29 protein-coding genes are annotated in these 24,997 nt (G+C 69.4%); 5 read left to right on the top strand and 24 right to left on the bottom strand.

Going from position 1 to position 24,997, the window contains the following annotated elements; all coding sequences use genetic code 11:
- The first annotated feature begins 41 nt into the window (after positions 1-41).
- Positions 42-467 carry a 6,7-dimethyl-8-ribityllumazine synthase gene (gene ribH / locus ACMGER_RS06040; RefSeq protein WP_436811189.1) on the top strand — a complete coding sequence of 142 codons (426 nt, stop codon included), beginning with the start codon at positions 42-44 and terminating at the stop codon, positions 465-467.
- A 126-nt stretch (positions 468-593) separates the two neighbouring features.
- On the opposite strand, the gene ACMGER_RS06035 is transcribed toward ribH, so the two are convergent.
- From ACMGER_RS06035 to ACMGER_RS06020, 4 genes are all read right to left on the bottom strand, one after another.
- Positions 594-2,660, bottom strand: a complete 2,067-nt coding sequence (locus tag ACMGER_RS06035) for a hypothetical protein (protein WP_436811188.1) — start codon at positions 2,658-2,660, stop codon at positions 594-596.
- 13 nt (positions 2,661-2,673) lie between these two features.
- Positions 2,674-5,295, bottom strand: coding sequence for a TonB-dependent receptor (locus ACMGER_RS06030; RefSeq protein ID WP_436811187.1), 2,622 nt, complete (start codon positions 5,293-5,295; stop codon positions 2,674-2,676).
- A gap of 148 nt (positions 5,296-5,443) precedes the next feature.
- Complete coding sequence (locus ACMGER_RS06025) at positions 5,444-5,839, bottom strand: hypothetical protein (protein ID WP_436811186.1); 396 nt, start codon at positions 5,837-5,839, stop codon at positions 5,444-5,446.
- Between the two features lie 58 nt (positions 5,840-5,897).
- Positions 5,898-6,398: an Hsp20/alpha crystallin family protein gene (locus tag ACMGER_RS06020; protein WP_436811185.1), complete on the bottom strand. Its 501-nt coding sequence runs from the start codon at positions 6,396-6,398 to the stop codon at positions 5,898-5,900.
- A 207-nt stretch (positions 6,399-6,605) separates the two neighbouring features.
- On the opposite strand from ACMGER_RS06020, the gene ACMGER_RS06015 reads away from it, so the two are divergent.
- Positions 6,606-6,809, top strand: a complete 204-nt coding sequence (locus ACMGER_RS06015; RefSeq protein ID WP_436811184.1) for a YjbQ family protein — start codon at positions 6,606-6,608, stop codon at positions 6,807-6,809.
- 5 nt (positions 6,810-6,814) lie between these two features.
- The gene (locus tag ACMGER_RS06010) at positions 6,815-7,270 is read left to right on the top strand and encodes an NUDIX hydrolase (protein ID WP_436811183.1); all 456 of its coding nucleotides are present in this window, start codon (positions 6,815-6,817) and stop codon (positions 7,268-7,270) included.
- Here ACMGER_RS06010 and ACMGER_RS06005 read toward each other — a convergent pair.
- From ACMGER_RS06005 to ACMGER_RS05970, 8 genes are all read right to left on the bottom strand, one after another.
- Positions 7,260-8,003, bottom strand: coding sequence for a nucleotidyltransferase family protein (locus ACMGER_RS06005; protein WP_436811182.1), 744 nt, complete (start codon positions 8,001-8,003; stop codon positions 7,260-7,262). The two genes, ACMGER_RS06010 and ACMGER_RS06005, sit on opposite strands and share 11 nt — an antisense overlap.
- Positions 8,000-8,929 carry a hypothetical protein gene (locus tag ACMGER_RS06000; RefSeq protein ID WP_436811181.1) on the bottom strand — a complete coding sequence of 310 codons (930 nt, stop codon included), beginning with the start codon at positions 8,927-8,929 and terminating at the stop codon, positions 8,000-8,002. The genes ACMGER_RS06005 and ACMGER_RS06000 overlap by 4 nt, the downstream gene beginning before the upstream one ends.
- Positions 8,926-9,984, bottom strand: coding sequence for a diacylglycerol/lipid kinase family protein (locus tag ACMGER_RS05995; protein WP_436811180.1), 1,059 nt, complete (start codon positions 9,982-9,984; stop codon positions 8,926-8,928). Before ACMGER_RS05995 ends, ACMGER_RS06000 begins: the two co-directional genes overlap by 4 nt.
- A 165-nt stretch (positions 9,985-10,149) precedes the next feature.
- On the bottom strand, positions 10,150-10,617 hold the full coding sequence (locus ACMGER_RS05990; RefSeq protein WP_436811179.1) for a DUF2141 domain-containing protein: 468 nt from the start codon (positions 10,615-10,617) through the stop codon (positions 10,150-10,152).
- Positions 10,618-10,730: 113 nt separating this feature from the next.
- Complete coding sequence (locus ACMGER_RS05985; RefSeq protein WP_436811178.1) at positions 10,731-12,017, bottom strand: lipopolysaccharide biosynthesis protein; 1,287 nt, start codon at positions 12,015-12,017, stop codon at positions 10,731-10,733.
- A 28-nt stretch (positions 12,018-12,045) separates the two neighbouring features.
- Entirely contained in the window at positions 12,046-13,176 is a 1,131-nt protein-coding gene (locus tag ACMGER_RS05980; RefSeq protein WP_436811177.1) for a CDP-alcohol phosphatidyltransferase family protein, read from the bottom strand.
- 54 nt (positions 13,177-13,230) lie between these two features.
- Complete coding sequence (locus ACMGER_RS05975; protein WP_436811176.1) at positions 13,231-14,355, bottom strand: CDP-glycerol glycerophosphotransferase family protein; 1,125 nt, start codon at positions 14,353-14,355, stop codon at positions 13,231-13,233.
- Positions 14,352-15,068: a phosphocholine cytidylyltransferase family protein gene (locus ACMGER_RS05970; protein WP_436811175.1), complete on the bottom strand. Its 717-nt coding sequence runs from the start codon at positions 15,066-15,068 to the stop codon at positions 14,352-14,354. Before ACMGER_RS05970 ends, ACMGER_RS05975 begins: the two co-directional genes overlap by 4 nt.
- A gap of 112 nt (positions 15,069-15,180) precedes the next feature.
- Between ACMGER_RS05970 and ACMGER_RS05965 the strand changes: the two genes are divergently transcribed.
- A complete protein-coding gene (locus ACMGER_RS05965; protein ID WP_436811174.1) occupies positions 15,181-15,867 on the top strand; it encodes an HAD family hydrolase in 687 nt (228 codons plus the stop codon).
- On the opposite strand, the gene ACMGER_RS05960 is transcribed toward ACMGER_RS05965, so the two are convergent.
- From ACMGER_RS05960 to mscL, 12 genes are all read right to left on the bottom strand, one after another.
- Positions 15,803-17,290, bottom strand: coding sequence for a hypothetical protein (locus ACMGER_RS05960; RefSeq protein ID WP_436811173.1), 1,488 nt, complete (start codon positions 17,288-17,290; stop codon positions 15,803-15,805). The two genes, ACMGER_RS05965 and ACMGER_RS05960, sit on opposite strands and share 65 nt — an antisense overlap.
- A gap of 181 nt (positions 17,291-17,471) precedes the next feature.
- Positions 17,472-17,867, bottom strand: coding sequence for a hypothetical protein (locus tag ACMGER_RS05955; protein ID WP_436811172.1), 396 nt, complete (start codon positions 17,865-17,867; stop codon positions 17,472-17,474).
- A 4-nt stretch (positions 17,868-17,871) separates the two neighbouring features.
- A complete protein-coding gene (locus tag ACMGER_RS05950; protein ID WP_436811688.1) occupies positions 17,872-18,363 on the bottom strand; it encodes a demethoxyubiquinone hydroxylase family protein in 492 nt (163 codons plus the stop codon).
- Between the two features lie 44 nt (positions 18,364-18,407).
- Positions 18,408-18,884 (bottom strand): disulfide bond formation protein B, encoded by a 477-nt coding sequence (locus ACMGER_RS05945; RefSeq protein ID WP_436811171.1) that lies wholly within the window; start codon positions 18,882-18,884, stop codon positions 18,408-18,410.
- An 11-nt stretch (positions 18,885-18,895) separates the two neighbouring features.
- A complete protein-coding gene (locus ACMGER_RS05940; RefSeq protein WP_436811687.1) occupies positions 18,896-20,233 on the bottom strand; it encodes a S41 family peptidase in 1,338 nt (445 codons plus the stop codon).
- A 183-nt stretch (positions 20,234-20,416) separates the two neighbouring features.
- On the bottom strand, positions 20,417-21,562 hold the full coding sequence (locus ACMGER_RS05935) for a murein hydrolase activator EnvC family protein (RefSeq protein ID WP_436811170.1): 1,146 nt from the start codon (positions 21,560-21,562) through the stop codon (positions 20,417-20,419).
- 2 nt (positions 21,563-21,564) lie between these two features.
- Positions 21,565-21,984, bottom strand: a complete 420-nt coding sequence (locus ACMGER_RS05930; RefSeq protein ID WP_436811169.1) for a 23S rRNA (pseudouridine(1915)-N(3))-methyltransferase RlmH — start codon at positions 21,982-21,984, stop codon at positions 21,565-21,567.
- A 7-nt stretch (positions 21,985-21,991) separates the two neighbouring features.
- Complete coding sequence (gene rsfS, locus ACMGER_RS05925) at positions 21,992-22,372, bottom strand: ribosome silencing factor (RefSeq protein WP_436811168.1); 381 nt, start codon at positions 22,370-22,372, stop codon at positions 21,992-21,994.
- A 14-nt stretch (positions 22,373-22,386) separates the two neighbouring features.
- The gene (locus tag ACMGER_RS05920) at positions 22,387-23,007 is read right to left on the bottom strand and encodes a nicotinate-nucleotide adenylyltransferase (RefSeq protein WP_436811686.1); all 621 of its coding nucleotides are present in this window, start codon (positions 23,005-23,007) and stop codon (positions 22,387-22,389) included.
- Positions 23,004-23,222, bottom strand: a complete 219-nt coding sequence (locus ACMGER_RS05915) for a hypothetical protein (RefSeq protein ID WP_436811167.1) — start codon at positions 23,220-23,222, stop codon at positions 23,004-23,006. The genes ACMGER_RS05920 and ACMGER_RS05915 overlap by 4 nt, the downstream gene beginning before the upstream one ends.
- Positions 23,223-23,301: 79 nt before the next feature.
- Positions 23,302-23,541 (bottom strand): CopG family ribbon-helix-helix protein, encoded by a 240-nt coding sequence (locus ACMGER_RS05910; RefSeq protein WP_436811166.1) that lies wholly within the window; start codon positions 23,539-23,541, stop codon positions 23,302-23,304.
- A gap of 291 nt (positions 23,542-23,832) precedes the next feature.
- On the bottom strand, positions 23,833-24,255 hold the full coding sequence (gene mscL / locus ACMGER_RS05905) for a large conductance mechanosensitive channel protein MscL (protein WP_436811165.1): 423 nt from the start codon (positions 24,253-24,255) through the stop codon (positions 23,833-23,835).
- A gap of 95 nt (positions 24,256-24,350) precedes the next feature.
- Here mscL and ACMGER_RS05900 point away from each other — a divergent pair, with 95 nt between their 5' ends.
- On the top strand, positions 24,351-24,935 hold the full coding sequence (locus ACMGER_RS05900; protein ID WP_436811164.1) for a LemA family protein: 585 nt from the start codon (positions 24,351-24,353) through the stop codon (positions 24,933-24,935).
- The last annotated feature ends 62 nt before the right edge of the window (positions 24,936-24,997 follow it).

The raw sequence follows: 24,997 nt of genomic DNA, 5'->3' as shown, positions 1-24,997 counted from the left end.
ACCGCCCTTCGACAGGTCAGGGGCGAACGGAGTTTTAAGGCATGGCCCGTGTCCTGATCGTCGAAGCGCGCTTCTACGACCACCTCAACGACCTGCTCCTCGCCGGCGCCCGTGCGGCGATCGAGGCGGCCGGGCACAGCCATGAGACGATCACCGTCCCCGGCGCGCTCGAGGCGCCGGGTGCGGTATCGCTGGCGGCGGAGACCGGGCGCTACGACGCCTATGTCGCGCTCGGCGTGGTGATCCGCGGCGAGACCTATCACTTCGAGATCGTCTCCAACGAAAGCGCGCGCGGGCTGATGGCGCTCACCATGGACGGGCTCGCGATCGGCAACGGCATCCTGACGGTCGAGAACGAGGCGCAGGCGGTCGTCCGCGCAGATCCCGCGCAGGCCGACAAGGGCGGCGGCGCGGCCAAAGCGGCGCTGGCGATGCTCGCTCTCAGGGAGCGGTTCGGCGTAGCATGACCGGTCCGGTCCTGTTCACGCCGCGACTGATGCGGTGGCCGCTCGACGGCTCGGATTTCGAGGCGTGGGCGGCGTTCGCCGCCGATCCCAACGCCGCCGCCGGAACCGAGTCTGCATGTTCCTCGCCTACCGCTTCTGACCGGACGACGCCGGGGGCCGCACCGCCAGATACACCGTGCTCCACAGCTGCGCGGCGTTCGATTCGTCGACGTCCTGCTTGCCGGCGCCGAACGGGACCACGCGGTAGCGGCCGCCTTCATAGGCCCAGGACCACAGTTCCGAGCTCTGCACCGCGCGCGTCGCGGAGATGGCGCGCCACAGCCGTGCCTGCGCCGCCTCAAGCCGCTTGCGCGTCGCCGCGGGCAGATCGCGGCGGGCGAGCTGACGCTCGAGCCCGGCGGCGAGCAGCGCCTGCTGCCACGACCACACCACCGTGCCGTGATAGGCGGCGGGGGTGAAGCGCGCCTGCACCTCGCCGCCCGCCAGCGCCGGATTGGCGACGAGCAGGCCGACGTCGGTCATCAGCCCGGCCGGGAACGGCCGCATGATCGCGCCGACGAACGTGTCGAGATCGGCCGGCGCAGGATCGGCGAACAGCAATGCGAATCCCTCGTCGGAATTGACGATCGGCACCGGCACTCCCTTCTCGTCGAGCGAGATGCCGTGGAAGGCGAGCGGCGCCGATCCCAGCGTGGCCAGCGCCGGCCGGGCGGGGACGCCGACGCGCGCGGCATAGTCGCGGATGCTCGCCGCCGCGGTGGCGGCCGGAACCGACACACGGAACAGCGCGGGCACGCGGCTGCGCCATGCCTCGGCCATCGCCTGCGCCCGCGCGAAGGCGGCACGATCGTCGGCGGCGAGATACGCGTCCAGCAATCCGGCGCGGGCGAGGCGGTCGATCGCATCGAGCGCTGCGGGCACGAACACCGCATTGACGTCGAAGGGATAGCGGCCGCGCCCCAATCCCTCCTCGCTGTCACGCCATTCGCCGGTCTTCCGGCCGGGCTTCAGCGACACGAGGTTGGCGATCCTGGGGGCGTCGGCGAAAGGGCGCGCCTGATCGAGCACGTAGCGCAGGTTGCGCACCAGCGCCTTGCCTGCCGGCTCCGCGGTACCAGGCTTCGCTGCGCCGGGGATGTGGCGGGCGAGGAAAGCACCCGCCGCATCGGGGGAGGCGTGATCGAGGAGGTAGCTCGCCGCGACCGGCGCGAGCATGAAGTCGTCGTCGATCATCGCGTAGTCGAGCGTCGGCGCATCGCCGCTGCCGCCCTGCCGCCGGTGCTCGACGACGGCGAATTCGGACAGGCCTTCCTCGTGCGCGACCTCGCCCTTGTCGTTGAGCCGGGCGAGCACCGCGCCCAGCCCCGCTTCGACCGCCGCCGGCTGGAGCACCGGCATCAGCAGCCGCACCGACATCAGCGTGTCGCGACCGAAATAGGTGTTGAAGCGCCACGATCCGGCAAGGAACTTCTCGCGGTAGCTCAGGAAATGCAGCGCGTCGCGCGCCGCCGGATCGTCGGCGGCGCGATCGTTGAGCAGCTCGGGAAGGGTAAGGCCGGTCAGCGGCGTATCGCCGCTCGCCGCCGTGATCTCCAGGCGGATGCGGCCGTTCGGGCCCGCGGCGATCGTGCCGCCGTCGACGCGCCCCTCCAGCACGTTGAGCTCGAGCCTATAGCCCGGCGCGCCGTCGATCCGGTCGCGGGCGTAGAGGATACGCTTCCCCTCCGCCCGCATCGGCGCCGCCACCTCGGTGGGGAATTTGCCGATCGCCTGATAGTCGCGCAGGAATCGCACGTTGGAGAGCACCGCCTGCTTCACCGCCAACCGCGACGCTGCGACGCTCGCGGTTGCGCGAATGCCGTAAAGCGGGCGGCCGCGCCCGTCCGCCAGGATCACCGGCTCGGGAGCGCGCTCCAGCCGCCAGCGCACCGGTGCGCCTACACGATCGAACCAGAGGCCGACGCCGCTGTTCCCGGCCGGAAAGGCGACCAGGATGCGCGGATCGGCGCCCGAGCGCAGCAGCAGATGCGCGGCGACCTGGCCGTCGCGGACGAACGCGTTGATGTTCTGCCCCTCGGTCAATTGGTAGCCGAGCTCGGGCCGGCCGGCGGCCTCAGGGCGCGAGGCCGTGCCTCGATCGCTCGCCGCGATCAGGCACAGCCCCGCCGCCAGCCCCAGGCCGACTCTGGACATCAGAATTTCAGCGTCACCGAGCCGCCGTAGGTCGGCCGACGATGCCGCGGGCGTAGAAGAAGCCCGAATCGGCGTTCTGCGTCTGGCCCTGGCGCGGGTTGCCTTCGGTGAGGCCCATCACGTTGAAGATGTTGTCGGCATCGAAGCTCACCTGCAGCCGTTCGGTGATGTTGAGGCTGATGCCCGCTCCCGTCACGCCATAGCCGGGCAGCGCCACGCCGTTGCCGGAGTCGGCGAAGATCTTCCCGATATATTTGTAGCGCGCATAGACCTCGCCGAGGCCGTTCGGCAGCTTGAAGGTCGGCGTGATGGTGTAGAGCGTCGAGGGAGTACGCTCGGGCCGGTTGCCGCTGTAGGTCGGCTGCGCCACGCCGTTCAGCGTCAAGTTCTGCAGCTTGGGCTTCTGGAACACCCCGGCGAAGTCGACCGCGAACCAGCTGACCGGACGAACCGCGACATCGACCTCGACACCGGTCGTCCTCAGGTCCGCCAGGAAGGTATCGAGCTGGGTCGGATCGGTCGGGCTGATGAAATTGTAGAACTGGTCGTTGAAGTTGGTGCGGAACACCGTCGCCGAGGCGCTGATGAAGCGGCCGAGCTGGTAGCGCACGCCGGCTTCGTACAGCTCGATCTCGGTGATCGGATCGGTGTTATTGGTCTGGAAGCCGAGCGCATAGCGCGCGTAGATGGCGAGGCTCGGCGTGATGCGGTAGTTGGCGCCGACCGTCCAGGCGACCTTCTCCTGCGTGCGCCGGGTGACGTTGAACGTGCCGTCCCAGGTCGAGCCCGCGGCCGGAAGGACGACGCCGGCGCCGGACGGCGGCGGTTGATTGACCGCGGCCGCGCGGCCGTCGCGGAACACCGCCGAATCGCTTTCCCAGCGCACGCCCGCGTCGAGGTGGAGGTTGTCGCCGATCCTCAGCTCGTCGTTGGCGTAGACCGAGAACGACTTGTCATCGCGCTCGCGGATGCCGACGCCCCAATCGCCGTAGGAGATGAGGCCGTTGTCGCTCAGCGTGCCGATGACGTTGTTGTTCGCGTCGAGCGCGACGATGTCGTAGATGTCGCTATTGTTGCGGACGTCGTTGACCACCGTCCCGACCGCCGACTGGTTCTGCTTGCGGCTGACGTCGTAATATTGGACGCCGAAGGTCAGCGAGTTCTTGAACGATCCGCTCTCCATCTCCCAGCGCGCACCGACGTTCAGGCCGAAGTCGTGGCCCTTCAGATAGTCGTGGTTGAGCACGGTCTGCTGGAGGAAGCCGTTGCCGTTCAGCGCGTTGAGCTCGTCGGTCTGGTTCGATCCGGTGACGACGCCGGTGCGCAGGTTCCTGATGCCGAGACGCGCCGCGGTGGGAAAGGCGTCCAATCCGCGATCCAGGAAGCTGATATCATTGATGACGCCGACCCTGTCGAGCGGCGAGGTGCCCGGTGTCAGATAGTCGACGGCGCTGGCGAGGCCGCCGTTGCCCGTGCCCGATCCCGGGAACAGCCCGTTGAAGTCGTAGCTGAGGTCGAGATAGCGGCTATGGGCAAACAGCTCGAGCCCGTCCGCGACCGGCTTCTCGAAGTCGAGGCGGATCTGCTTGGTCTTGCTGCGCACGCCTTCGGTGAACCGGAAGTCGCGGAAGCCGTCGCTCTCGACGAAGCTCGACACCGGCACCGAGATGCGGGAGAAGGCGTCGCCGCCGATATTGTCCTTCTGCGGGTCGAGCCCAGGTATCCCGTCCGGATCGCCGTTGTTGTAGGCATAGGGCATACCCGCATAATAGGCGGTCTTGAGGTCGCCGATCTTGCCGGTGAGCCGGACATAGCCGTCGTCGGCGAAGCGATATTCGAGCATCGCCTTCACGCGATAGCCGTCATAGTCGAACGGGTTCTCGCGCACGCCCGGGCTGCTCTGGAAATAGCCGCCGACGCTGAAGGCGAGGTTGTCGGCGATCGGCGCGGAATAATAGAGGTCGGCGCGCTTCAGGCCGTAGTCATAGGCGGTGACCTTGGCGATGCCCTCCGCCTTGTCGAAATTGGGCCGGCGCGAGATGAAGTTGATCGTCGCACCCGCACCGTTCACCGTCAGCACGCCCGACGAACCGCCCTTCACCGCCTCCAGCCGGTCGATGGTGAGGTCCTGCGAAAAGAAGAAATCGGCGCCGCCGCCCTGATAGAGCACGGGCATCCCGTCCTCCTCGAGCTGGACGAAACGCTGGCCGCCGCCCTGGAGGCCGCGGACCGAGTAGTTGTTGGAGACCTCGCCCGCCGTCCCCTCGACGAAGATGCCCGGCACCAGCTCGAGCATGTCGGCGGTGGAGCGCGGCGCGCGGCGGTCGAGGTCCTCGCGCGTGGCGAAGGTGATGTCGGCCGAAGAGGTGATCAGCGGCCGATCGCGCGAGGTCTGGCCGGTGACGACGATGTCCTGCGCATAGTCCTGCGGGTCCGCGGACGAGGCGGGAGCGGCCTGCTGTGGTTGAGCCTGAGCCTGGGCCTGAGGCTCGGCCTCGGGCGGGACGGCTGGCGCGGGAGTCGGGGTCGGCGCTGGCGTGGCGGGTTCGGTCTGTGCGAACGCAGGCGCCGCCGGCAGGACTGCCGCGCCCAGCAGGAGCACGGCACGAACACTGAAAGGCGCGTGAACAGGCATGTCTCCTCCGACGCTCCAGAACGCGGCCGGACCGGCTAGGGTCCCTGAATCCGTTGTTATCAATCCGGCGAGCCGGATGTCTGGAAACGGTTACATTATGCCTCATCACCTGCCGCGGAACAACTCCGGCGCTGCGAGGGAACGGAGATCAAGCACCTTTCAGCGCAGAACGGCCGGGCCAGCGTGCCGGCAGCAAGGTGACCGGGACCGGTATCGCGATCGGGGCCCATCCCTGCCTTGCCAGCACGTCGTTGCTTTCGATCGCCTCGCGGCCGCGGGCGAGCGACCAGGTGATGTGATAGGTGCTGCCGTCGGGCCGGTCGGTGGTGCCGCCGATCCGCACCGCCATCGCCTCCACGCCGGCGCCGTCGTCGGCGATGCCGACGATCTCGCCGGCCGCCGGCTCCGGCAGCGGATCGTCCGAGGCCGCGCCCGACCACAGCGTCACATGATCGGCCACCACGTCCGGCCAATGCGGCGGGAAGCGCTCGAGCAGCGCCGCGCGTTCGCCGCGGTCGAGCTTCCAGCCGATCACGTCCGCCATCGTCGGTCTCCCGAAACGGAGGGGGCGTCCCGCGAGAACGGGCGCGCCTCCCCGATCCTCAGTGCCGAGTGTCGGCGTTGATCGGGATGCGACGGCCGCGGTCGGCCTCGGCGCCCTTGGGCAGTGTCACCGTCAGCACGCCATGTTCGAAACATGCCTCCGTCTTGTCCTCGTCGACGCCGCGCGGCAGCGACAGGCGGCGCTCGAACTTGCCGTAATAGCGTTCGGTGTAGCCGCGGGGCTGGTCGCCTTCCTCCTGCCGCCGCTCGCCGCGGATGGTGAGCACGCCGTCCTCGATGCTCAATTCGACGTCCTTCTCGGTCATGCCCGGCAGCTCGGCGGTGATGCGGACCTCGTTGTCGGTCTCGTTCACCTCGAGCGACGGCCAGCCGCGCCCGCGCTCGCCGCCGAGCGCCGGCAGGTTCCAGCCGCGGACGACGTCGTCGAACAGCCGGTCGAGCTCACGGCGCAGCGTGAAGAACGGGCTCGGCTCGCGCCCGTAGCTGCCGAGCTGGCGGCTCTCGCGTTCGCGGTCCCAGGGTGTCAATTCTCTCGCCATGGTCCTCTCCTCATGCCTTGAACGATAGGCCGCGCGCCGGGGCGCGGCATCCGTGATTTCGAGGGAGTACGGAGAGCGCCGACGCCCTCGATCTCGTGACCGGGGCCCGGATCGGCGCCCGGCGGCATAGAGTTAGGCAGCGCCGCCAACCCTTCAAGAGCGCGATGCGATGGATCGAAGGGCCATGCTCATGCGCTGGATGGCGGGATGAAGCAGCGAACCGGCCTGATCGAGATCGCCACCGAGGGGCAAGGCCCCATCGAGATCACCGATGCGGTGCGGCGCTGGGTTCGGGACGCAGTCATGCGTGAGGGGCGGCTGGCGCCCGGCACCTGGCAGGGCATCTACCTGTTCGAGGACCGCCGCCGGCCGCACCGGCGCTCGATCGCGCTGCATCTCGTCGGCGAGTGAGGCGCGTGCCGCAGGAGAGCGCCGGCATCCTGCTATGGCGGCGGCGCGGCGGGCTGGAGGTACTGCTGATCCACCCCGGCGGCCCATTCTGGGCGAACAAGAATGCGGGCGCGTGGATGATCCCCAAGGGGCTGATCGAAGCCGGCGAGACGCCGGCGACAGCCGCATTGCGCGAGTTCGAGGAGGAGCTCGGCATCCGACCGGCCGGATCGCCGGTGCCGCTGTGCCGCATCCGTCAGGCGGGCGGCAAATGGGTCGAAGCCTTCGCCCTCGAAGGTGAGCTCGACATCGCCGAAATCCGCAGCAACAGCTTCGAGATCGAATGGCCGCCGCGCTCGGGGCGGCGTCAAGCGTTTCCCGAGGTCGACCGCGCCGGCTGGTTCGGCGTCGGCGAGGCCCGCGCGATGATCCTGCCGAGCCAGCGGCCGATCCTCGATGCGCTGGAGCGCCTCAGCGCTTGAGCGCGCGGACGAAATCGAGGTCGGCGGGCTTGTCGACATCCACCGCCGCGAGGCCGTAGCGCGCCTCCACCACCGCGGCACGGACCCCGCAGGCGGCACCGAGCCGGGCCAGCGCCTCGGCGAGCGACAGGCGTCCGGTGACGTAGCGGAGCAGCATTCCGATCCCCAGCCGCCGCACGATCCGCCACGGCCGCTTGCGGTCGCGCTCCACCGTCCGCCACAGGTCGATCGCGGCGCCGGCGGCCGGGGTTGCGAGATGAAAGAGGTTGCAGCCTGACCATTCGCCGTCGGCGAAGCGCAGATAGGTGCGCTTCGTGCCGAGGGCATCGCGCTCGATCGTCTCGCGGCGAGCGAGCAGCGCGGCGACGTCGGCGCCGGCGGGTACGTCCTCCAGGAACTGGCGCACCCATTGCGGCTCGAGCAGCGCATGATCGGCGGTCGTCACCAGCAGCGGCGCGCCGAGCCGGTCGAACCCCTGCCGCGTGCTGAGGCTCGGTCCGGCAGCGGCATCAAGCACCTCGGCGCCCAGTGCCCGGGCATGTGCCTTCACCGCCTCGCTCGACGCCGCGACCGCGATCCGTGCCGCGCCCGCCTCGCGCAGGGCGGCGACCACATGGGCGAGCATGGTCTCGCCGCCGATCGGGATCAGCGCCTTGTCGGAGACATGGGCATAGTCCGCCACCGGATCGACGCCGCCGCGCGATCCGGCCAGCACCAGTGCGTTGAAGCTCATCGTGCGGGGGATATACGCGTGCCGCGCCAGACCCGCCACAGCACGCCGGGCGCGGCGAGGATGGGATGCCGCTCGCGCCACGGCGTCAGCGGCAGGTGGACGCCGGTATGGCGTTCGAGCTTCCACAGCGCATAGCGGGTGGCGCCCTCGAAGGTGAAGGCGGCCTTGACCAGCCGCGCGAGGTTGAGCGGCTTGCCGGCGCGCCGGCGGGCGCCCCAGGCGCGCGTCATGGCGCGGCGCACGGCCGGCGGCACCGTGGGCGCCAGCACGCCCGCGGCGGCGCGCGGATGGCCGATGCCGGCCGCGTCCCAGGCCAGCGGCAGCAGCCTGACGTAGCGCTCGGGATGATAGGCGAGGATCTGGCGCTCGCGCCCGGGCCGCTCGACGCGGAACTCGGCGGTGTAGGTCTGGCGGAACAGCGCGCTCCAATAGTCGGCCGCCTCGCCGCGCTCCGGGCCCAGCACCGCGGCGAAGCGTGCGGCGGTGGTCACCGCCATCGCCACCGCATCGACCACCCGCCGCGCTACCGCCGCATCCGCCGCCCAGACGAGCGCCGCCGGCTGGGTGAAGCGCGCCCAGATCGTGGTGTCGAGCGACCGACCCTCGACCGCGGTGCGGAAGGTCTCGATCGGCATCGTCGCCACCTTGGCGCGGATCGTCCGCGCGCCGGCGGGAATCTCGACATAGCTCACGTCGGGCCACAGCCAGCGCGTCGCGAGCGCGCGCAGGCCGCGGCCCCGGATGCCGTCGGTCAGCACGTAGAAATCGAGCACGCCGTCGAGGTCGCCGGTCCGCAGCACCGATCCGTAGAACAGCACCGCCAGCGCACCCGGCCGGCGCGCGAGCGCGGCCGCCGCTGCCTTCACCTCGGCGGAGACCGGAGCGTTCAACTCCGCGGCAATGACCTCGACGAGCGGCGCGTTCACGGCACCGCGAACTGCAGCGGCGCGCCGGCGCGGATCGCGAGCGCGCCGCCACGATACTGCTCGCCGTCGAGGACGAAATCGCCGTCCAGCGTCAGCTCGAACGGCCCCGGATCGGCGCGATGATAGCCCCAGTCGTCGAGCCACGACGCTTCCGATCCCGTCAGCAACGGCCCGAATGCGACCAGCGGCGAGCGGGGCGGCGCGTCGACCGCGAGGCCCTTGAGGCCCGGGCGGGGCCGGCCGAACGGCTTGAGGCCGAGCGGCATCCGCTCCAGCGTCGACAGGAACAGGATGTAGAAGGCGCGATCGACCTCGAACCCGTCCTCGAGACGGATGCGCATCCGTTCGCCCTGACGCCAGGCGTTGCCCGCGCTGCCGAACAGCGTCTGCGCGATGCTCCAGGCCAGCGACAGGCCGACCGCGACGCCGTTGAACGCGCCCCATTTGTGCGTGCGCTGCGCCAGCTCGGTCGCGCGCACGAAGCCGCCGGCGCCGAACAGGAAGCCGCGCAGCTCCGGCTCGGCCGCGCCGACCCGCGCGATCTCGACCGGCGCGCGCGTCCCGAAACGATCGGCGCGCGCCGCTTCCAGCGCCGCCTCCACCGTCCAATCTTCGGGGATGCCGAGGTCATAGGCGAGCGCATTGGTCTTGCCCGACGGGATCACCGCCAGCTTCGGCATGTGCGCGAACACCTTGCCCGCCGCGGTGATCACGTCGCGGACGGTGCCGTCGCCGCCGTCGACGATCAGCAGGTTGACGCCCTCTGCCGCGTAATCGACGAGCACCCGCTCGAGCGCGAGCCGCGTGCGCGGCGAGGCATAGAGCGTGTCCTCGGTACCGTCGAACTGGAGGCCGTCCTTGCGGTTGCGGTGGGCACGGGCGTTGGCGATCACGCCGGCGCGCACCTCGTCCGCGCCGTGGAGCCGCCGGGCGCGTGCCGGCGCGCTGCCCGGCCACGGCAGCACCACGCCCGTCTCGCCCCGAGTACGGGCGAGCTTCGGCGCGGAACCGGCGGCCACCGACTTGTGCCGCAACGAATCAAAAAACTGGCTCAAGTCAGTTCCCCGTTTCCACAGACATCTGTACGTCACATTAGTTTCATTGGGCCGTAATGAGACCCGAGTAAGGCGCGAAATGGGAATTTGTTGTCATTTGACAACGGTCCGCCGCAAAAAATGCGGCCGGCGCCGATAATGGCGTCATGTCAGCGGCTGTAGATGTCAGCGGCTGTAGCGCGTCTTGATGCGGATGGTGCTGCGCGTCGCCGGAACGGCGAAACGCGCCGAGCGGAACGACGGAATGCCGAACGTGGTCGGCGCGTCGTTGGAAAAGCCGAAGCCCTCCTTTATCGCGAACAGCGTGCGATTGAAGTCGTGGTCGCCATTCTCATCGTGATAGATGGCGATCGCATAATGACCCGGCTTCAGCCAGAAGCAGGCGCCGGTCGTCCCGGCGACCGCGGCCACGCGCGAACGCAGCAGCTTGCCGCCCTTGGCCAGGAAGCGCTTCGAATCGTCGGGATAGACGGTGAACGCCACTTCGCCCTTGCCGTTGCGGACGTCGGTCGCGGCCACGTCGAGCTGCACCGCTCCATCGCCCGGCTGGCCGGCGCAGGCCGCCTCGGCCGCGGCCGGGGCGAGCATCGAAAGCGCGATCGCCGCAACGGCGGCGGCGGCATATTGGGTCATCGGACAGACTCCATCAACGCGAACACGGGCGCACACGGCGCCTACATGCGCTTTCCCCCAAGCTTCCGGCGGGAAATGTGCACTTTTAAGGCGATCGCAAGGCCATTGTATCGTTATGCGTCGGCGTTCCGGCCCGTCCGCAGCAGCCGCATCGTCGCGATTCCGAGCAGGAGCGCGATCACCAGCGAGTTCGCCAGCACCGCGATCGCCACCCCGATCACGCCCAGCCGGTCGTCGAGCAGGAAGGCGAGGGCGAACAGCACCGCTGCCGCGATCAGTCGGACGACGAAGGTGAGGCCGGAGCGGTTGGCGGCGAGCAGCAGCGGCTCGAAGCCGACGATCATCAAGTCGACGCAGCCGGCCGCCGCCAGCCAGATCAGGATCGGGTAGCCGCGCGCGAACTCGCTGCCGCCCATCAGCGTCAGCACCGGCTTGCCCGCCATGACGATGATCACGAACACGACGGCGGCGATGATGCTGGTCATCAGGAACGACCGCCCGATCAATCCGCCGACCTGGTGCATCCCGCCGGTGCCGATCGCGCGGACGATTTCCGGAAACGCCGCGCGGGCGAGGAGCTGCGAGAATTTGGTCAGCGCCTGGGCAAGCTGCAGCGCCAGCCGGAAGGCGCCGGCCGAGGCGGTGCCGGCGATGCCGCCGACCAGCAGCAGCGGCACCTGCTTGCTCGACATGCCCAATGTCGAATTGGCGTTGGTGCTGAGCGCGAAGCGGACGATCCCCGGATGCTCGCGGATCACGCCCTTGAGGCTGCCCCCGCGCGTCAACAGCTTGAGGTCGCCGGTCCGCGCGAGCAGCATCCAATAGGCGGCGGCGGTCAGGATCTCGGCGAGCGCCCAGGCGACCAGGAAGCCGCTGACGGTCGGCTTGATGAGCACCGCCAGCGCCGCACCGACCAGCCGGACGATCGGCGTCACGCTGTCCGCCAATGCCGCCAGCGAGAAGCGGTCGCGCATCCTGAGCACGCCGAGCGGGGTCGAGCGGATCGAGAGCAGCTGGGCGACGGTGAACAACATGGTGGCGCGCGCGTGCACCTCCCTCACGCCGAGTGCGTCGCCCCATTGGTAGATCACCACCGCCGCCAGCAGCGTCCCCGCCACCGCGCTTGATGCGTCGAGCAGCCCGCACGCCCGCACCAGCTTCGACAGCCGCGCCTCGTCGCCCGAATGGATATAGGCGGTGCCGTACTGCACGATGATCTGCCAGGTCTGGAAGCCGACCAAGGTCGCCAGCGCCTGCGAGGCGCCGACGATCAGCGCGAAGCGGCCGAAGTTGCTCACCCCCAGCGTGCGGGTGACGATGGCGATGTAGACCAGCGACAGCACCGCCAGCACGCCGCGGCTGGCCAGCATCCAGCTCAGGTTGCGGGCGATGGCCCGCATGCCGCTGCTCACGCGGACCCCGTCGCGGTCACGCCAGCCAGCTGACGATCTCGCGCCCACGCGCGCGGACGACCATCGCCTGGACGAGCCGCGCCAGATGGACGAGGAGCGACAGCGCGGTCCACGCCGCGACGGCGATGATCCCCCAGTCGGGCCGGCCGATGATCAGAAACGCGAACAGGATCACCATATTCGGGTTGCGCCGTGCGGTGACCAGCCGGAACTGGCTGTCGAACCGCTCCCATACATGGATGTGCATCCCGAACCGGGCGATAAACGCGCCCTCGATCAGCCGCTGCGCGACATAGCCGAACAGGATGATGCCGATCACGACCCAGAAGGTCTCGTCGCCGAGCGGCCGGCCATAGACCGCGCAGCCCGCCGCCCAGGCCCACCACCAGAAGGGCGGATGGACGAGGTCGACGCCATGATCCCAGGCATTGCCGAGCGCCGAGGAGGTGATGGTGCAGCGCGCGAGCTTGCCGTCGACGGTGTCGAGCACCATGAACACCAGCCCGACCGCCAGGCCGCTCCAGAACCAGCCGTGCCAGAAGGCGATGGTGGCGATGATGCACAGCACGCTGCCGATCGCGGTCACCTGGTTGGGCGTGACGCCGAGCCGCGCCGCGAGCCGGGTCAGCACGAACGCCCATTCGGGCCAGAGATACTTCGTGAGGAGGTCGGTGACGCCCTTGTAGGCGCCGGCATAGCTCGCCCGCTCGATCGCGCGGACATTTTCGGGCACCAGCCGCTCGGCGAAGGGCCGCTCGCGCTTGCGCAGCGCCTCGTTGAACAGCCCCTCCTCCGCCTCCGCCGCGATCGTCTCGAGCCCGGCGTCGGGCGCGAGCGGCGCGCCGGCGGACATCGCCGCCAGCACCGCCCCGCGCTGCGCCGCGTCGGCGACGTGCGCGAGCACGGGCACGCCCTCGCGCGTGACGACGGTGCCCGGTCGCCGCTTGAGGTGCGCCATCCAGATCGGATCGAACACGAAATCGAGGTTGGCGACGATCGCGCCATGCGCGGGATCGCCCTGCAGCGGCAGCTGCTGCGCGAGCGCGATCCGCCGCAGCCGCTCGCTCGCGGTCATGCCCCAGATCCGCGTCGGGTTGTCGCCCCAGGGCACGACCACCGGCCGAGGTGCCGTCACATCATCCTTCATCGGTCATCCCGATAGCCGAACACGGGGTGGTCGCGATAGCGCCTGTTGCGCGGCTCAGCGCAAGGCGGCGAGCACCTGGGCCGCCGCCCGCCGCGGCGCCGCGCCGCTGGCATCGCCCAGCACCTCTCCGGCGAAGGCGCGCTGCACCGCCGCGTATCGCTCATGCCCGCGCGGAGCGCGATCGATCGCGGGCAGCAGCGCATCGATGTCGTCCACCACCTCGCCGGCCTGCCACATGTCGTAGACGGAATTGCCCCGCCATTCGGCACCCTGCGCATTGAGGAAGACGCACGGTCGCGGCCGCATCAGGAATTCCACCACCTGGCTGGAGGTGTCGCCGAGATAGATGTCGGCGGCCGCGGTATAGCTGCCGTCGACCATCGCGAAGCTGTCGAGGTCGCAATGCACGTCGTCCCGTCCCGCCAGCTCGGCACAGAGCGTCCGCACCTCCGGCGCGCGCTCGACCAGCCGCTGGTGCGGCGCGAAGATCAGGTTGTAGCGGCCCGACGCGATCACGCGCCGCATCACCTCTTCGCCCCATCGCCACCAGGAGGAACGGTGCTGCTGCCAGTGGGGCGTGTAGAGCAGCACCGGCCGCGGCTCGGCAAAGCGCAGGCCGGCCGCCTGCCGGTGGCGGAAACCCGCCTTCATATAGCCGAGCGCGAGGATGCGCGCGGGATCGACGCCGAAGCTCGCCAGCGTGGCACGCTCGCGCTCGGAGGCGACGAAGGTCAGCCAGGCCGACTTGCGTCGGCGATCGGAATAGGCGGACATCGATCCGGCGCCATGCAGCGTCTTGATGAAGCGGGTCCGGAGCGGCAGCAGCGTCGGCAGCCACAGGCTGGTCTGTTCCGCGCACACCGCCACCGGCGTCCGCGCGATCGCCGGCGCGAGGCGGGCGAGCATCGGGAGCTTGGTGGGCAGCGGCGGATTGCGTCCGTCGCTGTAGCCGCGGAGCGCGCGGAACCCTGGCGCGCGGCGCAAACGCACGCCCGTCGGCCCGAGCTCGCCGAGCCAGCGACCGAGCAGCTCCTCGTGCGCCGAGGTCGCGATCCAGGCATCGACCGGCAGCTCCGGCACCGCGCGCGCCAGCTCCTCCAGGATCGGGTAGAGATGGGGGATCAGCAGCGTCTCGCCGAGGAAGAGGAACGCCACCTCGGCCTTTCCCGGGGCCTTCACTGGCCGCCCCGCCCGCTCCATCCGGCGATGTCCTCGGGCCGGTCGATCTCCTGCCACAACGCGCGGTCGGTCTCGATCGCGCCGACGCCGGAGGTCCTCGCGAGCCGGGCGACGATCGCGTGATGGTAGGCATTGAGCCCGCCCGGGGCGGCGATCACCCGCTCCAGCGCGTCGAGATAGGCGCCGCCGTCCCCCGCCGACAGGATCACGCCGAGCGAGCGGTGCGTCGCGACCTCGGCCGGCAGATCCTTGGCGACGGCGCAGATCTCGCCGTTCGCGACCGTCACCAGCATGTCGTCGAGCGCGGGCGTGCCGAGCCGCTCGACCAGCAGGTTGACGCCGGTCGCGGTGCGCGCGACCGCATCGGCGATCAGTGGCGGATCGAATACCGTGTCGCCGTTCATCAGGCAGAAGGGCTCGCGAAGATGCTCGCGCGCCATCCATACGCTGCCGATGCTGCTCGCCACGGACCAGAAGGGATTGAACACAAACTCGACCGGTATCGGCGGCGGGGTGCGCTGGAGGTGCGCGACGATCTGGCGGTAGCGATAGCCGCCGACGATCACCGCCTTGGTCAGGCCGGCCACCGCCAGCGCCTCGAGCTGGCGGTCGAGGATGCTTCGCCCCTCGACCTCGATCAGGCATTTCGGCATCTCCTGCGTGAGCGGCAGCAGGCGGGAGCCGATGCCGGCACTCAGGATCACGCCAATCATGGCCGCTCAGATAGCGCGCCGCCGCGCCATCGCCAGTATTTTCTGCGGCGGGCCATGGTGCGCAGGGCACGGAGAGGCTAGGGCGAGCCTCCATCCTGCCGGGGGAACCGCATTGGACTGCGCGACGGAGAGCGGGGACAAGCTCTCGATCTTCGACCTCGACCGCACGCTGACACGGCTGCCGACCTATTCGCCCTATCTGCTGCACGCTGCCCGCACGGTGGCGCCGTGGCGGCTGCTGCTGGTGCCGGCGGCGGCCGCCGCGACGGCCGCATACAAGGCGGGGCTGATCGACCGCAAGCGCACCAAGGAGCTGATGCACCGCCTGCTGCTCGGCCCGCGCCTCGACCGCGAGGCGCACGAACGCGCGACCGCGCCGTTCCTGGCGCGGCTTCTCGCGAGCGGATTCCGTCTCGCCGCGCTCGAGCAGCTCGCCGCCGACCGTGCCGAGGGCCGCCGCCTGGTCCTCGCCACTGCCGCGCCCGACCATTATGCGCAACGCATCGCCGAGAGCCTGGGCATGGAGACCGCGCTCGCCACCAAGGTGCGCCGCGAGGGAGACCGGCTCACCCACCGGATCGACGGCGACAACTACCGCGGCATCGCCAAGCTGCAGGCGATCGAGGCGTGGATCGCCGAACAGGCGCTCGATCGCGACCGGCTCCATGTCCGCTTCTATTCGGACAATCTCACCGACGTCCCCACCTTCGCATGGGCGGACGAGGCGGTGGTGGTCAATCCAGGCGCGCGGCTGCGCCGGATCGCGCGCGAGCGGGGCTGGCGGACGGTCGCATGGTGAGGATCGCGAAACCGGCGGCCGTCAGCGCCGCGACGGTCCACCAGGCCGCATAGCCGGACCAGACGCTCCACCCGAACCATTCGCTCGGCAGCGTGCGCAGCTGACCGGCGAGGAAACGGTCGCGGATCACGTCGCTCCACAATGGGAAGGGCTCACGCCCGCCGGACATGATCTCTGCGGAGGCGATGACACTGTTGAGCGCGATCGAGCCGGCCAGCATCGCCAGCAGGAGCGCCTTCAACCGGCTCTGCGCCGTGCCCCAGAGCGGAGCGAGGCCGAGGGCCAGCAGCCCGATCATCGGCACCACATGGCGCGGCCCGGTCGAGTTGCCGCCGTCCCAATAGGCGTAGGATGCGTTGTAGAGGAGCGTCAGCACGGCCACCGCCAGCGCCAGCACGCCGATGTCGCGCGTGCTCCGCCGCCGAAGCATCAGTGCGCAGCCGATCACGGCAGGGACGAGGATCGGCGCCACCCACATCAGGCCCCGCCGGTCGCCGACGAGAATCTCGAACAGCACCCCAGGCTTCGGATAGGTGAGGCCGAACAGGCCCTGCTGCATCCCCTCGAACCCGACCACGCCCTGATAGCCGAGGCGGAACGGGGTATGGAAAGCGAACAGATTATAGCCGGCCAGCACGGCAAGCGCCGCGAGGCCGCCCGCGAGAGCCGCGACGATGGGCCGGATCGGAAAACCGTAAGGACGGAGCCGCCACAGCGCCCATGCGCCGATCGCCACGCCGCCGATCACCGCCACATAGTCGACCACCACCGCCCAGCCGAGCGCCAGCCCTGACAGCAGCGCCAGCCCGGTGGAAACCCGTGCGCCGCTGCTTCCCCGCCACGCCGCCCAGGCGGCGATGACGAAGAGCGCGGCGACCGGCGCATGGCCGAACAAGGTGGTCGACCAACCCCAGATCGGCGTGCCGAGCGCATAGGCGATCGCGGCGAACAGGCCGGCGCCCGTGCTCCCGCCGATCGCGCCGCCCCAGTCGAACAATGCCAGCGCGGCAAGTGCGGTCAGCAGCGCGACGCTGGTCGCGACGGCGAGCCGGAGCCGCCAGCGCAGGAAGCGCTCGAACGCAGGATCGTACAATTGGATCGACAGGTCATGCGCCTGCTGTCCGGTCGCGGCATCGGCGAAGGCCACCGCCGGTAGCACCATCAGCGTCATCCCCGGCGCCTTGTCGAGGTAAAAACGATCGCCGAACCGCGCCTTGTCGATGGTCAGCGCCTGATATTCGTCGATGGTGGCATCGCCCTGCTCGACGATCGACAGCGCCGCGAACAGGCGCGTCGCGTGGTTGGGATTCCACTCCCAGGAGCCGAACCAGACGCACGAGAACCACACCAGCGCGAACAGCAGCGCGCCGATGGTGCGTAGGCGCTGGCGCTCGCCGCCGTCGGTGGATGCCGTAATCTCCATCCCCCCTCGAGCGGATTACGTTAAACCAAAACCATCCGTTCGCCCTGAGCCTGTCGAAGGGCGAAAGCCCCAAGCGATACGCCGGATGCACGGTCGCCCTTCGACAGGCTCAGGGCGAACGGAAGAGACAGGGTCCAACCAGGGTCGCCTCGGCGTGCTACGGGACAGCCCCTTTCGATAATCACCGGTCGGTATAGGCGTTATCGGCCTCGGCCTTGGCGCGGCGCTCCTGCTTGGCGCGGGTGGCGCCCATCACGAAGCAGCCGGTCTGGCCGCCCGCACCGACCGTCGAGCAGCTGCCGGTACCGGTCGCACCGGTTGCGAGCACGTCGTCGACCTTGGTCGACCAGGCCTGATACTCGGGCTTGATCTCGGGCTCGCGCAGCTCCTTGGGCACGCGGAACTGCTCGCCGGCGTCGCGGCGCTGGCAGACGACGATCTCCTGGCCGTCCTTGTTGGTCGGGCATTTCTGGTCGCCGTAGAGGATGACGACGCCGCCCACCGGCGCATCCTGCGCGAAGGCGGGGGCCGCGGCGAGTACCGCCAGCACGGGCAACAGCAATTTCATCGCAGCCATTGTCTCAAATCCTCTTCGCCACGGCAATCGCCGCACGGCAGCCCAGCCTGATCAGGCCACTCATCACCGGATAGGCCGGCGCCATCTCCGCCCCGCTGGCGAGCGCGGTGTCGCGGTGCTCGATCTCCTCGTCCCGGAAGCGGGCGACGGCTTCCGAGAGTTCCGGATCGCTGTCGCCGAGCTTGTCGAGCTGCTGCTGGTAATGGCGGTCGATCTCCGTCTCGACCGCGACGGTGCAGGCCATCGCCGCCTCGGGTCCGATCGCCGCCGTGACGGCGCCCAACGCGAAGCCGGCAACGTTCCAGAACGGCTGGAGCGCGGTCGGCCGCACCCCGCGCTGGGCGATCAGCGTGTCGAAGAAGGCGCGGTGGCGCTCCTCCTGCCCCGCCATCGCCGCGATCTTGCGCGCGGCCGGGGTGCGGTCGCCCATCACCGCGAGCTGGCCCTGATAGATGCGGGTCGCGCCATATTCGCCGGCCTGGTCGACGCGGATCATCGACGCGACGTCGCTGCGCCGGTCGCCGGGAAAGGCTCGTCCTGTCACCGCCTGCTCCATGCCAGCACCCAGATGGCGATCGCCCCGGCGATTGAGAAGATGGCGTTGTATCCCGCGAGCGAAATCCCGAGCAGCGTCCATTGCGCGACGTCGCAGCGGATCACCGGCGCGTTCATGATCGCGTCGAGCGTCGCCTGGACGTCGCCGTTCGAATGAATCGTCGAGGTGCAGGCGGTGATGCCCTGCCACCAATGATATTCGACGCCGGCATGGAACACGCCGATCAGGCCGCTGATCGCGATGGCGATGCCGGCGAGCGTCACCAGGAAGCGGCGCAGCGGGATCGGCGCCGGGAAGGCGATCAGCGCGAGCGGGATCGCCGCCATATGCGGCCAGCGTTGCCACCAGCACATCTCGCACGGCACCAGCTTGTCGATCAGCTCCGATCCGAACGCGCCCGCGAGCAGCGTCGCCGGGACGAGCAGCGCCAGCAGATTGGCGGTGACGAGCTTCGGGCGCACGCGTGAGCCGATCAGCGCTTGCGCGGCGGCGCCGCCGCCACGCGCGTCGGTGCGACCGTGGATAGCCGCGCGATCGTCTTCACAGCATAATCGAGCTGGAAGTCCTTGACCCCCTTCTTCTCCAGCGCCTCCGCGGTCGCGGCGAAGCGGGGATCCTCGAGGGTGTCCTCCTCGAGGACCTTGTTGTCGACCTTGGCCTCGTTGATCAGGTGGCGGCGCAGGTCCGCCTCGCGGAACACCGGCCGCGTCTTGTAGTCGGCGTCGCTGATCTGCGGCACCGCGATGTCGGGTTCGATCCCGCCCTCCTGCACCGACCGGCCCGACGGCGTATAGTAGCGCGCCGTCGTCAGCCGCAGCGCCGAGTTGGCCGACAGCGGCAGCAGCGTCTGCACCGAGCCCTTGCCGAAGCTGCGCTCGCCCATCACCAGCGCGCGGTGATGGTCCTGCAGCGCGCCCGCCACGATCTCCGAGGCGGAGGCGGTGCCCGAGTCGGTGAGTACGATCACCGGCAGGCCGCGGGCGAGGTCGCCGGGCTTGGCGTAATAGCGCTCGATGTCGGTCTTCTCGCGGCCGCGCTGCGAGACGATCTCGCCATGGTCGAGGAAGGCGTCGCTGACCTCGATCGCCTGGGTCAGCAGGCCGCCGCCATTGTCGCGCAGGTCGACGATATAGCCGAGCGGCGCATGGCCGAGCGACTTCTCGACCGCCATGATCGCCGCGCGCGTGTCGGCGCCCGTGTTGGCCGAGAAGGTGTTGATGTTGATGACGCCGACGCCGTCCTTCACCTCCCACTTCACCGGCTTCTGGATGATGCGCTCGCGCACCAGGGTGAAATCGAGCGGCTTGTCGCGGCCGGGACGGACGACGGTGATCGACACCTTGGTGCCCGGCTCGCCGCGCATTCCCTCGATCGCCTCGTCGAGCGTCTGGCCGTAGATGAGCTGGCCGTTGATGTGGGTGATATAGTCGCCCGCCTTGATCCCGGCGCGCCAGGCCGGCGTATCCTCGGTCGGCGCGATCACCTTGACCGCGCCGTCCTCCGACGTGACGGTGAGGCCGAGGCCGCCGTAATTGCCCTCGGTCTGGATCTTCATGTTGTCGAAGTCGAGCGCGTCGACGTAGCTCGAATGCGGATCGAGCGCGGCGAGCATCCCCTGGATCGCGCCCTTGACCAGCGTCTTGTCGTCGACCTTGTCGACGTAATCGGCCTTCACGCGATTGTAGATGTCCATGAACACGTCGAGCTCGCGATAGGCGCCGGTGTCGACCTCCGCCATGGCGGCGGTGGTGACGGGAACCAGCGCGAGCGTGCCGACGATCGCGGAAGCGCGGAGGAGGGAGCTAAGCATACGGGCCATCGGGCATCAGTCCTGCGGAGTTGCGATCAGGCTAGCGGTTTTGGGTGTGTCACGCAAAGCTTTGCATGTTCCCTCAACCGTCCCGGCGAAAGTCGGGATCTCAGGCGAAGGCGCGATACGACCCGAGATCCCGGCCGGGATGACTGTCGGAATGTGCCTCGACGAATCGTGCCATCAGCTGATCAGCTGGGCGAGGTCGACCGGCGTGCCCCTGCGGCGCAGCTCGACCGAGATGCGCGCGTCGCCCGCGGGCGCGCGGCCGAGCGGAGCGCCCTGCGCAACTCGATCGCCGCGCTTGACGGCGGCGGCGGCAAGTCCGGTGATCGCGCTGGTCCAGCCGTTGCCGTGATCGATGATCACGACCGTGCCATAATCGCGGAAGCGGCGGGCGAACAGCACCTGACCGGCGGCCGGCGCGACGACTGCACCTCCGGACGCGACAGCCAGCGTCAGGCCGCGCGAGCGCACGCCGGCGCTCGACAGCTCGCCGAGTCCCTCGACCACGCGGCCGGCGGCCGGCAGCCGATAGGGCGGCACCGTGAAACGTGCAGGCGCCGGGGATTCGCCAGCCTTGGCCGGGCGCGGCAGCGGGCCCGGCAACGCGGCGAGCGCCGCGCCGGTCTCGACCGCGGTGCCCGATTCCTCGATCTGGTCGATGAGGTCGCGGGCGCGCTCGCCGAGCGCGATCGCGCGATCGCTCTCGAACATCGCGCTGCGATCCAGGTCGCGGCTCCTGAGCCGATGTGCTCCCTCCATCCGCACCAGCGCCAGCCGCTCGGAGCGGAGGCTCGCGTGGCCGTCGCGCAGCGTGGCGGCGGCGAGTGCGGCATTGGCGCGCAGCTTGCGCGAGCGGGCGATCTCGGCGCGAACCGCCGCGGTGCGCTGGCGGACGACCGGCACCATCGTGCCGAGCACCGCGCGGACATGGACGATGTCGCTCATCGATCCCGGCTGGACCAGCGCCACCGCGGCGGGACGCCGGGCCAGCGACTGCAACGCCGCGACCAGCCGCTCGATCGGCGCCTGGCGCTCGGCGAGGCGCTCGCGCTGCTCCGCGATCAGGCCGTCGACCAACGTGACACGAGCGCGCGCCGCAACGATCTTCGCCTCGGCCGCCTTGATCCGCTCGGCGACGGCGGCCTCCTGCGCGCGCGCCCTGGCCGCCTCGTCGCGCTCGGCGGCGGCGGCGCGCTCGAACGCGCGCGAACGGGCCTCGGCGGCGGCCGCCTCGGCATTGGCGGCCTTGAGCTCGGCACGCCGGTCGGGCGGCGCCGGGGCGGCGGCGACCAGCGCGAGCGGAAGCAAGGCCAGCCGCCGCACCGTCAGCCTTCGCGATGATAGGGATGGCCGGCGAGAATGCTGGTCGCGCGGAACAGCTGCTCCGCGAGCATCGCCCGCGCCATCAGATGCGGCCAGGTGAGCCGCCCGAACGACAGCAGCAGATCGGCGTTGGCGCGCTCGGCATCGTCGAAACCGTCGGCGGCGCCGATCATGAAGCGCGTTTCCCTCACCCCGTCGTCGCGCCAGCGGCCGAGCCGCTCGGCGAATGCCTTCGATCCCACGAGCTCGCCGGTCTCATCGAGCATCACCAATTTCGCGCCCTCCGCCGCCGGCATCCTGCCGCCCTTGTCGGGCAGCTCCGTCACCTTCGTCGGCCAGGCGATACGCGCGAGGTAGCGTTCGACGAGCTCGGCCTCCGGGCCGCGGCCGATGCGCCCCCGCGCGACGATGTGCAGCAGCAATGCGGCGTCAGTTGACCGAGGCGGTGTCGCCGAACGCCCACATCCGCTCGAGGTTGTAGAAGCTGCGCACCTCGGGGCGGAACAGATGGACGATGACGTCGCCGGCATCGATCAGCACCCAATCGGCATTGGGCAGGCCCTCGATCCGCGCGGAGCGGCCGAACTCGGCCTTGATCTTCTCGGCGAGCTTGTGCGCCATCGACGCGACCTGGCGGGTCGAGCGCCCGGAGGCGACGACCATATGGTCGGCGATGCTGCTCTTGCCCGCGAGCGGGATCGAGACGGTGTCGACCGCCTGATCGTCGTCGAGGCTCGCCAGCACGAGCCGATGGAGCGCCTCGACGCCGTCGGCATCGGGTGAACGCTGGACTTGGGGGTTGGTGGCCAAGGGAACTCCTGGGGTTACGGGATGCCCGCACGCGACCGGCGGTGACGGGAGTAGCGGCGATGCCAGGCGGGATCGGCGGCCCGAAGGCGCGTCGCCGAAGTCGGATCGGGGCGGAAGCGCAGAAGCACGAGCGCCGGCAATCTCCATCCGGTCCAATTTAGTGCCTGGCGCGCGGGCTTCAGTGAGCGCCGCAGCCAACCCATCGCCGGACCTGCATGGGCATCCCTATCATAGCCCGGACGCGCGATCACCGCAATCGGAACCAGACGGGCGATGTGCCGCCACCGCTCCCAGCGGTGGAAGCCGGCGAGATTGTCCGCCCCCATCAGCCAGATGAAGTCATGCTTCGGATAGAGGCGCACCAACTTGGCGAGCGTGTCGGCGGTGTAGCGGGTCTTGAGCCGCCGCTCGATGCCGGTGACGCGGATCGGCGCGTGCCGGGCCATCGCCCGCGCCGAGGCCATGCGCGCGGCAAAGGGCGCCATGTCGCCTGCCCCCTCCTTGAGCGGATTGCCCGGCGACACCAGCCACCACACCTCGTCCAGCCCCAGCGCGCGCAGGGCGTGGAGCGAGATCGCGCGATGTCCGCGATGCGCCGGGTTGAACGACCCGCCGAGGAGGCCTATGCGGCTCAGAGCTCGACCTGCCAATCCTCGCGCTCATGATGAGCGCGCAGGATTTCGACGGCATCTCCGCGCAGGCGATAGAGCAGCAGATAAGCGGTATCGAGCACCCGCAGCTGTTCGCGGAACGGTCGCCCGGCGTGGGGGAAATTTGCGAAAAATCGCGCGCGCAGGCGAATTGCCACAAGCGTTCGAAATACGAACCCCGCGCTGGCGTTCCCGTCCAACCAGGCATCAATGGCACGCAGGTCGGCGCACCCCGGCGCCGTCCAGATTATCGACCACACAGACGGCGGCGCCCGTCGATCATCGCGTCGAGCTCCGCCATGACCACCTCATGCGGGACACATCACCACGGTCGGCGGCATCGATGCCGACTTGGACAAAGGCTCTGAAATCCGCCTCCGTTTCGGCAACACGCCGAATGGCTTCGGCAGCGAACTGCGCGCTGCTCACGCCTTTCGCCTTGGCCAATGCCTCGACCATCGCGAAGGTCTCGTCATCGACTTCAGCGGTAATGGCGGCCGATTTGTTCATGTCGAACATGTATACCTCGTATCGGCCGCCTTCAACATGCCTCAGCGGCTCCCATCCGGCGGCGGCGCGGTGATGGCGCCGCCCGTGCGATACTCGCTCTGGCGCTCGATCATCCACCCCGGACATTCGGGCGACAGAGCGCTGGCGGCGTCGAGCGCGGCGACCTCGCCCTTTCATGGCCTGCGAGCCAAATGAGCCATGTCCCGAGGTCAACGCGGGCGGGGCAGACGGTGATCTAGTTCGAGTGCCGTCTCCCTTTCTCGTCATCCCCGGGAAAGCCGGGGATGACGGGACTCGAGCCTATTTCTTCCGAAGCTCGTCCCTGATCTCCCTGAGCAGCGCCACGTCCGCGGGCTCAGCCGCGTCCTCCGCCTTGGCGATGGGAACGATGCGATTGACCGCGCGCACCAGCAGGAAGATGATGAAGGCGACGATCAGGAAATTGACCGTCTCGGTGATGAACTCCCCATAGCCGAACAGCGGCACGCCTGCCTTCTTCAGCGCCTGATAATCGGTCGATCCCGCGAGATTGGCCGGCACCGGCCCCAGCGCGACGAAATAGCTCGAGAAATCGAGCCCGCCGAAGACGCGGCCGATCACCGGCATCAGCACATCCTCGGTCAGCGAGGTCACGATCTTGCCGAAAGCGGCGCCGATGATCACCGCAATCGCCAGGTCGAGCACATTACCGCGTGCGATGAACGCCTTGAATTCCTTGAACATTCGCCGGCCTCCCTCTTTTGCCCATCCGATTTGCCATTGTGCGGACGCGCGAGACCCCTAAATGTTGCCGCCGCGAGGGTTGGAGGACAAGTCATATGAAGCTTCGTCTCGTCTTTGCCGGGATCGCCGCGCTGGCGCTCGGCGCCTGCGGGCTCAACAGCGTGCCGACCGCCGAGGAGAATGCCAAAGCGCGCTGGGCGGACGTCCAGAACCAATATCAGCGCCGCGCCGACCTGATCCCGAACCTGGTCGCGACGGTGCGCGCGGCCGGGGCGCAGGAGAAGGACATCCTGACCGAGGTGACCCAGGCGCGCGCCTCGGCGACCCAGGTGCAGGTGTCGGAGGGCGACCTCACCGATCCCGCCAAGATGGCGGCCTATCAGCGCGCCCAGGCGGGCGTGACGCTGTCGCTGCAGCGCCTGCAGGAGGCCTATCCCGAGCTCAGGAGCCAGGCCAACTACACCACGCTGATGAGCCAGCTGGAGGGCACCGAGAACCGTATCACCATCGCCCGCAACGACTACAACACGGCGGTGCAGGCCTATAACACCCGGATCCGCACCTTCCCCGACGCTATCGGCGCCAAGATCTTCTACGGCGCCAAGCCGATGGTGCCGTTCCAGGCGACCACGCCGGGGGCCGAGACCGCGCCCAAGGTCGATTTCGGCAATGCGAGCTGAAGGAAGATTCCACCGCCACCGTTCGGGCTGAACGTGTCGAAGCCCTGTCTTTCCTTTTGAGG

This window comes from Sphingomonas astragali (assembly GCF_051400615.1).
GTDB lineage: Bacteria > Pseudomonadota > Alphaproteobacteria > Sphingomonadales > Sphingomonadaceae > Sphingomonas.
Note: the sequence above shows the minus strand (reverse complement) of the source record. Positions and strands in the feature narration are given on the sequence as shown.